The following is a 13,113-nucleotide window of genomic DNA, read 5'->3' on the forward strand; positions in this document are numbered from 1 at the left end:
CTTGTAAATCGACATCGACGATCTGGTGCAAGAAACGTTTGTTAAAGCTTTTCTGAATATTCAGCACTTTCAGCAGCTGACTTCGCTATGCTGGTGCATACTGACAATACTGCGGCGCATCTTGATGCCGAGAAACTGATTGCGACGTTAACAACTATTCAACAGCAAGTTTTTGTATATACTGAATTTTATGGTTATTCGCAAACTGAAATTGCTGACAAGTTACACATTCCGCTTGGGAGTGTAAAAAACCTATATGATGCCGGCGCGCTATTGGTTATCGTAGTGGTTATTCTAAGTGATTAACTTGCACTAATTTAGTTGATGGTTAGCCACGTTATTACCATTTGTGCTGCCGCTAATAACCGAGAGTATATTGCTTAAATAATTGGCTGCTTAAGCCTGCCGTGAGGATAAACGATGCTTGCCAGATTGGTGTTTCTTAGCCTGCTATTATTGGGCAGTTACCTGCTACTGTCGGCATTTGCCGGCGTAAAGCGGCCTTTGCCGCAAGTACTGCAGCATCAGGCAGAGCAGACGCTGCAGCAGCAGTTATGTCAAATACCGGTACTGTGGCGCATTGGCCAGCTTGACCCCGCTTTTGCCTTAAGTGCAGAGCAAGCCGAACAGGCCGCCCATAATGCCGCGGCGCAGTGGAACAGCGCATTTGAGCAAGAGTTGTTTCGTTACGACAGCGTAAATGGTTTTCCAATTAATTTTCGCTATGATGAGCGCCAGCAGACTATGCTGCAGCAAGCACTACTGCAGCGCAATTTGCAACGTTACGACAGTAACATCGATCAGCGGACTGCGTTATTGCAACAGCAAAGCGAGCAATTACAGCAGCGCCAGCGCGAGTTTGAGCAGCAAAACCAGCAGTTTGCTGCTGATATTAACGCCTTTAAGCTGCTGGCTGCCAACACCCAGCGTAACGTGGCCGCGTTGCAACAACAACAACAACAACAACAGCAGTTACAACAGCGTGAGCAACAACTACAACAACAGGCTGAAGTGTTAAACGAACAGCAGGCTCAATTGCTGCGTGAAAACCAATATCTTAACGAAACAGTCATCGATCGCAACGCACTATTGGCAGATCAGCAACCGCTACTGGCCGCAGAAGTCGGTTTAATGGAAATTAACAACGGTAAGCGTAGTATGACTATTTTTGCTTACAGCACTACTGAAGCATTGCAGCTAACCATAGCGCACGAATTTGGCCACGCACTGGGCCTCGGCCACACCGAAAGCCATACCTCGGTAATGCATTATGCTCTAACCCCACAGCAGCAAAACCTGACAGCAGACGATATTGCCGCCCTTAAGCAGCAGTGCGGGTTTTAGTGTCTGAATGATAGAAACTGTAAGGCAGGATTTAGACTGATATAGCTTGTAGTGACAAACCGCCACCATTCGCCTTTCCAAATCACTCCTTGTATAATATTAAGCTTTACTCCCCTCAGGCGCTTTATATATGAGCACAGCTTCATCCGTTAATCTTCGCAAGTCTGCCCCTGTTGCGCGGATGGCGCCTGAGCGCGATTTATTCTCCTACCCAAAATACTGGGCCGAGTGCTATGGCACGGCGCCGTTTTTACCAATGTCGCGTGCTGAAATGGACGTGCTTGGTTGGGACAGTTGCGATGTTATTTTGGTAGTAGGTGATGCCTATGTTGACCACCCCAGCTTTGGCATGGCGGTGGTTGGGCGCATGCTAGAAGCACAAGGTTATCGGGTAGGGCTTATTTGCCAGCCCGACTGGCACAGTAAAAGCGACTTTATGGCGCTGGGCAAGCCAAACCTGTTTTATGGCGTGTCGGCCGGCAATATGGACTCGATGATTAACCGCTATACTGCCGATAAAAAACTACGACACGATGATGCGTACACTGCCGGCGATATTGGTGGCAAAAGACCTGATCGTGCGGTTATCGTCTACACCCAGCGCTGTAAAGAAGCCTACAGTGATGTGCCGGTAATTATTGGCGGCATTGAAGCCAGCTTACGGCGCATTGCCCATTACGATTATTGGTCTGAAAAAGTACGCCGCTCGGTTATTTTCGACGCTAAGGCCGATATTCTTATTTACGGTAACGCTGAGCGGCCGTTAATCGAAGTGGCATACCAGCTGGCTTCTGGTATACCGGTGACGGATATTCAGGATGTGCGTGGCACAGCGGTTATTCGAAAAGAGCCCTTGCCAGGCTGGCGCGGAGTAGACTCCACCGCCATTGATAAAATAGGCCAGATTGATCCGATAGGTAACCCTTATGGCGCCGATGATGTTGGGTGCAGTAGTTACTCTGAATTTGCCAAAGCCGGTATTGATTTATCTACACCGGCTGAGATAAAAGCCAAACCGATACTGGTGCAAGCACCACGGCAAAAACCGTGGGAGAAAACCTACGTTAAACTACCAGCGTTTGAGCAGGTTAGCGTAAATAAGCCACTGTATGCCCACGCCTCACGTATTTTACATCAGGAAACCAATCCAGGTTGTGCCCGGGCTATTATGCAGCGCCATGGCGACCGGCATATCTGGGTAAACCCGGCGGCCTTTCCACTTAGCACCGAAGAAATGGACTTAGTATTTGGCCTGCCGTATCAGCGGGTGCCGCATCCGGTTTATGGCAAAGCGAAAATTCCGGCCTACGAGATGATTAAAACGTCGGTAAATATTATGCGCGGGTGCTTTGGCGGCTGTTCATTTTGTTCAATTACCGAACATGAAGGGCGGATTATTCAAAGCCGCTCGAAAGCGTCGATAATGCAAGAAATTAAAGATATACGCGATAAAGTGCCTGGCTTTACCGGCGTAATATCTGATTTAGGTGGCCCTACGGCCAATATGTATCGCTTAAATTGTAAAAACCCTAAAGCTGAACAAACCTGCCGCCGCCCCAGCTGCGTGTATCCGACCATTTGCGAGCATATGGATACCGACCAAAGCCCGACGGTAGCGTTATACCGTGAAGCACGTGCTATACCGGGTATTAAAAAAGTGCTTATTGCCTCTGGCGTGCGTTACGATTTGGCGGTTGAAGACCCCAATTATGTGCGTGAGCTGGTGCAGCACCATGTGGGTGGTTATTTAAAAATAGCACCGGAGCATACCGAAAGTGGGCCTTTATCGAAAATGATGAAGCCGGGTATGGGCGCCTATGATAAATTTAAAGAAATGTTTGACCGCTTTAGTAAAGAGGCCGGTAAAGAGCAGTTTTTAATTCCGTATTTTATTGCCGCTCACCCAGGCACCACCGACATGGACATGGTAAACCTGGCGTTGTGGTTAAAAGAGCGCGATTTTAAATTAGACCAGGTACAGAATTTTTACCCGAGCCCGATGGCCAATGCTACCACTATTTATCACACTGAAATGAACTCGCTGAAAAACATTAATAAAGCGAATGCAGAAGTGGTGCCGGTACCAAAAGGCGAGCGGCAGCGCCGCTTACACAAGGCTATATTGCGTTACCATGATCCGAAAGGCTGGTCGCAGATCCGCGAAGCACTGCTTAAAATGGGTCTGAGTCATTTAATTGGCCGCAGCAAAGGGTGTTTAGTGCCGGAAGAAAGTAAAGACGAGCAATTTAAAAAACCGGCTAAAGGCGGTAAACCAGCTTTAAGCCGCCACACGGGTTTAAACCCGGCGGCCAAAGCGGTAGCAAAAACGGCTAACAAACCGTTTGCTGCTAAAGGCGCAAATAAAGCGGGTAAATCCTCAAGCTGAAAACTGCTATATACTCAAGTAACTTAAAGGTGCGGGTATAGTTCATCAATGATTAATACTGGCCGGGTAAACTTGGCCAAGCACCTCGCTTTAACAAGGATTGGTTATGCCTGCCTCAGGTTCTTCAGCTAGTAACATACTTCAGACTATTTTTGGTTCTATTAACTGGGCAGCGCCAACATGGCTGCTACGGCTAAAGCATTCGGCTAAAACCCGGCCCGGACAGTTTTGGGCGGGTATAACGCTGATAGTGGTGCTGCTGGCAACAATAGTGGCAGGTTATTATTACTACCAGCAATTGCCAACGCCATTGCTGGTGCAGGCTTCGGTGATTACGCCTGAGCTGGGCCATTATCAGCACGATATAGAACAGCCCACGGCGTTACTGTTGCAATTTAGTTATGACGTTAGTGAAGTTGCAGAGCAACCATCGACGCGGGACTTAGCCGCTTCGTCGATGCCAGCGCCGGTGCTCTCTGCCGCCAGGCTGGACTTAATTGGTGAAGTACTTCGCGATGGGGTAAGTATAAGCCCGGCCATAACCGGTAAATGGTTGTGGCAAGACGATAACACCTTAAGTTTTACCCCAGAGCAGGCCTGGCCTGCCGGTAAGCCGTATGTTATTAAGCTGGAAAAACGGATTTTTGGCCCAGATATTAAGCTGGCGCAGCAGCAATATCGCTTTGAAACGTTGCCGTTAACCGCGGAAATTAACCGGCTGCGCTTTTATCAAAACCCGGCTGAACCCGCTATCCGCCAGGTGGTGGCAACACTTAATTTTAGCCACCCAGTGCAATTGCAAAGTGTACAACAACAACTTAGCATGCTAATGCGTGCCGACGGCGCCGACCGCAACACCACGCCCCAGCCACTTGATTTTAGCCTAACTGCTGACAAAAGCGGCCGCGAGCTATATGTGCAATCGAACACCATAACGCTGCCGGCAGAAGAGCAATATTTAACAGTACAGTTACGAGAAGGTGTTAAGGCTGTTTATGGCGAGGGTAAAACCACTGCAGCAGAGCAGGCCAGATTGCTGGTGCCCGACCGCAGTAGCTTTTTTAAAGTGACTGCGCTAGAAGCTGACATTGTGCGAAGCCCAGAGCTGGCGCCAGAGCAAATGCTACTGCTAAGCTTTAGCGACAGACTAAAGCGTAGCGAACTGCAACATAAATTAAAGCTGTATGTATTGCCAAAACACCCAAGGCGTAACTCGAATTACTGGGCGCCGGGTGAAGTAAACACTACTGTGCTACAGCAGGCTACCGCGCTTAGTTTTCAGCTGATGCCCAGTGCACTTGAACATGACAACGCTTTTAGTATTAAGCTCGATGTGCCGCCGGGTCAAAGCGTGTTTGTTAGCGTACCGGCAGGGCTTCATTCGGTAAGCGATTTTAGCCTTTCAAATGAATACCGGGCAGTGGTGCAGGCACCAGAGTATCCGAAGGAAGCGCGTATTGTCGGCGAGGGTGCCATGCTAACCTTAAGTGGCGAGCAAACACTGCAATTGCTTAGCCGCGGTGTTAAGGGTGTGCGGGTTAAGTTACATAAGCTATTGCCTGAGCAGCTGAATCACTTAATCAGCCAAACCGGCGGCGACATTAGTCAGCCTTATTTTCAACATTACAACTTTAATGAAAGTAATATCAGTAGTGTGCAGCAACATACCTATACCGTTAATACTGTGGCTGCAAACCAGGCCAGCTATCAGGCGCTGGTGTTAACGCCTTATTTGCAACAAGCCGGCATGGGGCTGTTTTTTATTGAGTTAAGCGAGTTCGACCCGGCGCAACCTGAAAATGAAGGTCAGCAACTGGATAAGCGGCTGGTATTGGTAACTGATTTAGGCCTGCTGGTAAAACACAATAGTGATAGTAGTCAGCAGCTGTTTGTATTATCGCTGGCAAAGGGTGAGCCGGTCGCGGGTGCTGAGGTGGCGTTACTTGGCCTGAACGGCGTTGCACTGTTTCAGGCTAAAACCGACGAACGTGGTACGGTAAGCTTTGCCAAAACTACTGACTTTAACCGCGAACGTCAGCCTATGGTGTACCGGGTAAGCCATACCCAGGCAGGGGTAACAGACAGTAGCTTTATTCCTTACGATCGTTTTAGCCGCCAGCTCGATTACTCTAAATTTAATACCAGTGGCCAGTATCACTCTGGCGACGAGGCGAAAAGCCTTAGCGCTTATGTGTTTACAGACCGCGGTATCTACCGGCCTGGCGAACAGGTGCAGCTGGCTGCCATTATTCGCCATAATGATTTAAGCGCCGCGACAGCAGCCTTGCCGTTAAAAGTACAGGTGCAGGGGCCAAGAGGAAATACCTTCTGGCAGCAGAACTTTAATCTTAGCGGCCGTGGCCTGCACAGTTTCAGTCTGGATACTGCTGCGTATAGCGATACCGGTAATTATCATGCCAATATCAGCCTGCTAGATAGCAAGGGTGATACCCAGCGCCATTTAGGCTCGGTTAGTTTTAGTCTGGAAGAGTTTCAGCCCGACACACTAAAAATAAGCAGTCGCTTTAACCAAGCTGCAGCTGATAACGCTGGCAAAGGCTGGTTAAATCCCAAAGACTTAACGGCGTTAGTGCAGCTGGACAACTTGTTCGGCACCCCAGCGCAGCAGCGGCGGGTAACTGCCCGCCTTGAGCTTATTCCCCGCAGCTTTAGCTTTAATGAGTACCCGGATTATCAGGTATTAAGCCCGCAGCACAGCACAGTGCAAGCAGAGCGGGTGCAGCAAAACCTGGACGAGCAACAAACCGATGCGGACGGTAAAGCCGAGTTTGCGCTAGGGCTGCAGCAATATAGTGGCGGCACCTACCAGCTTATGTTAACCACTGAGGGTTTTGAGTCTGGCGGTGGGCGCAGTGTGCAGCACCGGCTTAGCACCATGCTATCGCCATTAACGCAATTAGTGGCGGTAAAGGCCGATGGCGACTTACATTACCTTAGAAAACAGCAACAACGCCGTGTTAACTTTATTGCTATTGATACTACACTGCAGCAAATAGCTTTAAGCGATTTAAGCCTGCAACTGATTGAAAAGCGGCCAATAACCAGCCTGGTAAAACAAGATGACGGTACCTTTCAGTATCAAAGTATTGTGCAAAATATTGCCCTTAGCCAAACAAATTTTACGATTACACAAAACGGCAGCAGTTATGCCTTACCTACCGATACCCCGGGTGATTTTGAGCTGCAGTTAACCGATAGTAACGGCACTGCACTGGGCAGTATTGGTTTTAGTGTAGTGGGCGCTGGCAATATCAGTGCCATGCTGGAAAAAAACGCCGCCTTAACCGTGAAGCTGGATAAAACCGATTATAAAGCCGGTGAGTGGATTGAGCTGAATATCACGGCGCCTTATACCGGCAGTGGTTTAATTAGCATAGAAAGCGATAAAGTACATACTTTTAGTTGGTTTAAAACCGATACCACCAGCAGTATGCAACGCATTCGCCTGCCGGCAGAGCTGGAAGGTAATGCCTACATTAATGTCAGTTTTGTGCGGGCGGCCAACTCCGATGCGCTGTTTGTTAGTCCGCTTAGCTATGCAGTAGTACCGTTTAATATTGATCGCAGTCGTCGCCAGCTCAGCATTAGCCTGCAGGCGCCGGCCGAAGTGCGACCCGGTAAACCTTTTATGGTGAGCTACAAGACAGATAAAGCCGCCGATATGCTGATTTACGCTGTAGACGAGGGCATATTGCAGGTAGCGGATTACCAGTTACCTGATCCACTGGCGCACTTTTTACAAAAACGGGCGTTACAGGTGCGCAGCCTGCAAATGCTTGACTTGATTTTACCGGAATTTGGGCTGCTGCAGCGCCAGTTGGCGGGCATTGGCGGTGATACTGAACGCCGGGGAATGGCAGCCTCGATGATGATGGATAAAAACCTTAACCCGTTTGCCCGCCGCGCCGAGCAGCCTGGGGTATTTTGGTTAGGCCTGGTAAAAGCCGGGCCTGAACTGCAGCAACAGCAAGTACAGGTACCCGCCAGTTTTAGCGGTAATTTAAAACTGATGGCGGTAGCGGTTGGTGATGTTGCGCTGGGCGCAAACAGTGCTGATATTCTGGTGCGGGGGCCTTTTGTGTTAACGCCTGAAGTGCTGACCAGCGCCGCACCTGGCGATGAATTTGACGTTAGCCTAAGTGTTGCTAACGGCGTAAAAGGCTCTGGCAGCAATGCCACTGTTAGCGTTAGCCTTAGCGTACCGGCTAGCCTAAGTGCAATAGGCGTGCTGCAACAAACACTACAAATAGCCGAAGGCAGTGAACAGCATGTGCGTTTCCGGCTTAAAGCCGGCAGCGATCCGGGCGAAGCCACTATCACTTTTAGTGCTCGTTATCAGCAAGCTGACATAGTGGAAGAAGCCAGCCGTGACATTAGTTTAAGTATTCGTCCGGCCAGCCATTATTTAAGTACGATGACGGCGGGCTATGTTAAAAAAGGGCCAGTAACAGTAGCTACCCGCTATCCGCTTTATCCGCAGTTTGCCCAGTTACATGTGGCAGCGTCGGCAAACCCGCTGGTACTGGCGGACGCTTTTACCGATTATCTAGCCAGCTATCCGCACGGTTGTACCGAGCAAGTGGTATCGCAGGTATTTCCGTGGCTTGGGCTGGTGCAGCAACCGGGCTATCAGGCACGGTTACCGATGGTGCAGCAACAGTTTGCGGTATTAATTCAAAAACTGGCCGAGCGTCAACAAAGTGATGGTGGCTTCAGTTTTTGGCCTGGTGGCTATAGCAGTGCTGATTTCCCCAGTATTTATGTTATGCATTTTTTACTGGCTGCGCGCGAGCAGGGGCTGGCAGTACCTGATTATTTGTATCAGCAGGGCTTAGGCTATTTACGCGAAGTGGCCAGACTAGGCGGCGCTAATGCGTATCAGGCCCGCTTACGTGCGAACGCGATTTATCTTTTAACCCGCAGCGGTGAGGTTACTACCAACTATCTGGTGGAATTGCATGAGCGCCTGGAAAAACAGCATCAGCAGGCCTGGCAAACTGATTTAACCGCCATTTATATGGCCGCCAGTTATCAGCTATTACAAAAACCTGAAGTGGCTAGGGGCTTAATCGGTGGCTACCGGCTAGGTAAACCGTCTGCGTTGCAGCAAGTTTATTTGCAGCGGGCGTTACCACGTATTGCCACGGCGTTGCCGCCGTTTGCCAATCCGGTATTTCAGTCGCAGCTCAGTTTAGATGCGCAGTATGTTTATTTGTTATCGCGCCACTTTGCTGATGAAGCCCGGGCGCTTAACGGCAAGCAAATTGTCGAGCTACTGCAGCCGGTGTTTAACGGCGAGTACAACACCATAGCCTCGGCATATTCAGTGCTGGCACTGGCTGCTTATGGCCAGTTAGAGGCGGCTACAACGGCGGCACGCCCGCAGTTTTATCAGCTAACCGCTGATGGTAAACGACATGGGTTAACCGTTGCCGATAACCGCAACGCTTTGCCACAGTTAGCCTTTGACAGTGCCGCGCAGCAGCTGGTTATTGAAAGTAGTACGCCGTTGTTTTATGCCTTAAGTGAAGCAGGTTTTGCGAAAACACCAGCGACAGAGGCTTATGCCGAGCAATTAGAGGTGGTACGGGATTATCTGGATAGTGCAGGGGAAGTGGTAACCCGAGCCCGTCAGGGTGATGAGCTGACCGTGCGCCTGCGCCTAAGAAGCTTAAACAATAACTGGCACAGCAATGTGGCGGTAGTCGATTTACTGCCAGCCGGTTTTAGCGTGAATCGCAGTTCTGTGCATGATTCTGCCAGGGGCCCGCAAGGGCGCTGGCGCGCCGATTACGTTGATATTCGCGAAGACCGGCTGGTGTACTATGCCAGTTTTGGCCCCGAAATGACGGAGCTGAAATATCAGGTAAAAGTGACCGCTGCCGGTGACTTTACCTTACCCGCCGTGGCGGCAGAGTCGATGTATGACCGCAAGGTGCGTGCGGGAACCGCAGCTGGCCGTTTTGTGGTTGAACAGGCGCAATAGGGCTGCCGCAGATGAACACGACAATGCCAAACACGGGCTGGCACAGCACAAAGTTATGGTTGTTGCGCACGTTGTTAGCGGTGTTTATCACGGCATTGGTGGGGCTGTTGCTACTGGGGGTGTTCAGTAAGCCGGATTTGTATGCGGGTTATCAGCAAGGTAGCGCTTATTTTGCCAGCAACGGTGAGTTGCTAAGCCTGCGTTTGGCACCGGACCAACGTTATCGGTTGCGTATGCCTTTAAACGAGATTGCGCCAACCTTACAACAAGCAACGTTATTGTATGAAGATCGCCACTTTTACCAGCATTTAGGCTTAGATTTCGCCGCGGTTGGCCGGGCATTCTGGCAAGGAGTCATACTGCAGGGGCGGCGACAGGGTGCCTCAACCATTACTATGCAGCTGGCCCGGCTGCGCTATAAGCTAAACACCCGTACTTTTACCGGTAAGTTGCAACAGCTCGGCTATGCGTTTTATCTGGAGCGCCATTTTACTAAAGATGCGCTACTGGAAGCATATTTTAACTACGCGCCCTATGGTGGCAATATTGAAAGCGCGGCAGCCGCCAGCCTGATTTACTTTGGCAAGGAAGCCAGCCAGCTAACCTTGCCAGAAGCGCTGGTGCTGGCGGTTATTCCACAAAACCCAAACCAGCGTAGCCCGTTAAGCCAACAAGGCCAGCAGCAATTAGAGCTTGCCCGCCAGCGCTTAGCCGCGTTATGGCAACAGCAGCATTTTACCCATACTGCCAATTCGTTGCAGCTATCGCTGGATTTACCTTTGCGTTACTTCTCCCGAGCCGACATACCCCATCAGGCTGTGCATTTTATTAATCAATTACGCCAGCAAGGGCATTATGCAGGGCGCTTTTACAGTAGTTTGCACTTACCGCTGCAGCAGCGGTTTGAACAGGTGCTTACCCGCTATCTGCAGCGCCAGCAAGCAAAGGGCTTAAATAACGCCAGTGCCTTGCTGGTTAAGCGCAGCACATTACAAGTACAAGCCTGGCTTGGCTCGGCAGATTTTAGCAATAACGCTATTGCCGGCCAAGTAGATGGCGTTACGGCGGCCCGCTCACCGGGTTCAGCTTTAAAACCCTTTGTTTATGCGCTGGCCTTGCAGCAGGGGCTTATTCATCCACAAAGCTTACTAACCGACTTGCCGCGCCGTTATGGCAGCTTTAATCCGGAAAATTTTGACCGTCAGTTTGTGGGGCCATTAAGTGCAACTAATGCGCTGATTAACAGCCGCAACTTACCTGCAGTGCAGTTACAGGCGGGTTTACAGCAACCCGATTTTTATCAGTGGCTGGCAAAAGCCGGAGTACCGCTGGATAAGCCCGCCAGCCACTATGGGCTGGCGTTGGTGCTCGGTGGTATGGAACTTAGTATGGTGCAGTTAGTGCAGCTATATGCCACGCTTGGCAATGGCGGCAATTGGCAAGCCTTAAACTGGCAGCAGCAGTTACCCAATAGTAAGCTGCCACTACCGCAGGTATTAAGCCCCGAAGCCGCGTATTTAACCTTAGCGATGCTACGCCAGCATTCCGGGCTGCAAAGTGGCGTAGTAAGTGAACTGATTGACAGCACGCCGGTGGCCTGGAAAACCGGCACATCTTACGCGTTTCGTGATGCCTGGGCTATTGGCCTAACGGGTGATTACGTACTGGCAGTGTGGTTGGGTAATTTTGATGGCAGCAGCAACCCCAATCTGGTTGGGCGCACGGCCGCCGGGCCGTTGTTTTTTGAGTTACTGGCGTTGTTACCCGAAAACCCGCAGACAAATGAGCAGTTATTTAATCCCACTCCAGCGCTTAACATCAAAAAAGTAGCGTTGTGTAGTCGCAGTGGTGACTTACCGAATAAATATTGCCCGCATACCGAACCTGGCTGGTTTATTCCGGGGGTATCGCCGATAAATGTCTCCGATGTGCACCGGGCAGTGCCAATTAATAACGAAACTGGTCTGCAGGCCTGTTTTCATCAGCCAGGCACAACAACGCTAACGGTATTTGAATTCTGGCCTTCAGAGATAAACCAGGCGTTTCAGCAGGCCGGTATTATGTTGGCACAGCCGCCACCCATGCAGCAGCTCTGTGTAGATAAGCTGCTGTTAAGCCGCCAACCGCCACAAATTCGCTCGCCACAGCCGCAGTTGACTTATCAGCTTGGCAAACAGCCCGATCAGCAAAAAATTGCTCTGCAAGCCAGCTTTGACGGTGCGGTAACGCAGGCGCATTGGTTTATTGATAATCGCTATCTGGGAGCCATTACACCGGGTGAAACCTTGTTCTGGCAAGCAGAAGCCGGCCATTATCAACTTAGGGTAGTTGATAACTTGGGTGGCGTGGCCAGCATATCAGTTAGGATAAGAGAGGATTAAGGCGGCCACTGTAACGCTGTAATTTAACGTTACATTCAGCTGGCAAGACATTTCTTCAGCCAACAAGCCATTCGCTAATCACTAGCGGTGAGTTTAGCAGGCGTAATTTATTAACGCAGAGTTGCAAGAAGATTTGCTGTATTATAATACGGTGTTTTTTCAAAAATGAGCGGGTAGAATAGACAGCCCTATTACCAGAGCCGATATCTAATGTATTGCCACCATTATCACGCTAAACGCTGTCAATCTTGTCAGTGGCTAGATAAAGCTTACCCACAACAACTGGCATTAAAACAGCAGCAGTTGCTGGCGTTATTAATGCCCGCAGCCAGCACTGAAGTACTAGCCCCGGTGGCAAGTAGCGAACAAGGCTTTCGTTATAAAGCGAAAATGGTGGTGTTAGGTAGTGCTCTGGAACCCGTTCTTGGAATAGTAAACACCCATGGCGAACAGGTCGATTTAGCCGATTGCCCGTTATATCCTGTTAGCTTTGCACCGGTGTTTGCTCTGTGTAAAGCCTTTATTTCCCGCGCTAATCTCACCCCTTATGATATTGCCAGCCGCCGTGGTGAGCTAAAATACCTGTTGCTTAGCCAAAGCCTGCACAGTGGCCGCTTTATGCTGCGCTTTGTACTGCGCTCGAAAAACTGCCTGGCCGCCATTACTAAGCACTTACCCTGGCTGTTGCAGCAACTGCCTGACATTGAGCTTTGCTCGGTAAATTTGCAGCCCGCTGCCGCCGCTATTTTGGAAGGCTCAGAAGAAATTGTTTTGACAGAGCAAACGGTGCTGGCCGAGCAGCTGAATCAGGTGCCGTTATATTTACAACCGCAAAGCTTTTTTCAAACCCAACCCGTTATGGCAGCCAGCTTATACCATACGGCCGCGTGTTGGGCTGCTGAACTGCAACAGCAGCAGGGCGAATTTAAACAAATTTGGGATCTTTTTTGCGGGGTGGGTGGTTTTGGTTTGCATCTGGTAAGGCCTGGCCAGAA

The 13,113-nt window shown here is 50.1% G+C and carries 6 protein-coding genes; all 6 read left to right on the plus strand.

Annotated elements, in window-relative coordinates; translation table 11 throughout:
- The first annotated feature begins 87 nt into the window (after positions 1-87).
- On the plus strand, positions 88-306 hold the full coding sequence (locus VT06_RS13850; RefSeq protein ID WP_046554915.1) for an RNA polymerase sigma factor: 219 nt from the start codon (positions 88-90) through the stop codon (positions 304-306).
- 114 nt (positions 307-420) lie between these two features.
- Complete coding sequence (locus VT06_RS13855) at positions 421-1,344, plus strand: matrixin family metalloprotease (RefSeq protein WP_046554916.1); 924 nt, start codon at positions 421-423, stop codon at positions 1,342-1,344.
- A 181-nt stretch (positions 1,345-1,525) separates the two neighbouring features.
- Positions 1,526-3,730 (plus strand): YgiQ family radical SAM protein, encoded by a 2,205-nt coding sequence (locus VT06_RS13860; RefSeq protein WP_046554928.1) that lies wholly within the window; start codon positions 1,526-1,528, stop codon positions 3,728-3,730.
- A 106-nt stretch (positions 3,731-3,836) separates the two neighbouring features.
- Positions 3,837-9,737, plus strand: a complete 5,901-nt coding sequence (locus tag VT06_RS13865) for an alpha-2-macroglobulin (protein ID WP_046554917.1) — start codon at positions 3,837-3,839, stop codon at positions 9,735-9,737.
- Between the two features lie 11 nt (positions 9,738-9,748).
- A complete protein-coding gene (gene pbpC, locus VT06_RS13870; protein WP_052750283.1) occupies positions 9,749-12,118 on the plus strand; it encodes a penicillin-binding protein 1C in 2,370 nt (789 codons plus the stop codon).
- A 210-nt stretch (positions 12,119-12,328) separates the two neighbouring features.
- On the plus strand, positions 12,329-13,113 hold a 785-nt coding region (locus VT06_RS13875), incomplete at its 3' end, for a methyltransferase domain-containing protein (protein WP_046554919.1).

Source organism: Arsukibacterium sp. MJ3 (genome assembly GCF_000987765.1).
In the GTDB taxonomy this organism is placed as follows: domain Bacteria; phylum Pseudomonadota; class Gammaproteobacteria; order Enterobacterales; family Alteromonadaceae; genus Alishewanella.

Excerpts from the sequence above, each read along its gene's own strand:
- VT06_RS13850 (WP_046554915.1), top strand. The coding sequence starts at position 88 with ATGCTGGTGCATACTGACAATACTGCGGCGCATCTTGATGCCGAGAAA.
- VT06_RS13855 (WP_046554916.1), top strand. The coding sequence starts at position 421 with ATGCTTGCCAGATTGGTGTTTCTTAGCCTGCTATTATTGGGCAGTTAC.
- VT06_RS13860 (WP_046554928.1), top strand. The coding sequence starts at position 1,526 with ATGGCGCCTGAGCGCGATTTATTCTCCTACCCAAAATACTGGGCCGAG.
- VT06_RS13865 (WP_046554917.1), top strand. The coding sequence starts at position 3,837 with ATGCCTGCCTCAGGTTCTTCAGCTAGTAACATACTTCAGACTATTTTT.
- pbpC (WP_052750283.1), top strand. The coding sequence starts at position 9,749 with ATGAACACGACAATGCCAAACACGGGCTGGCACAGCACAAAGTTATGG.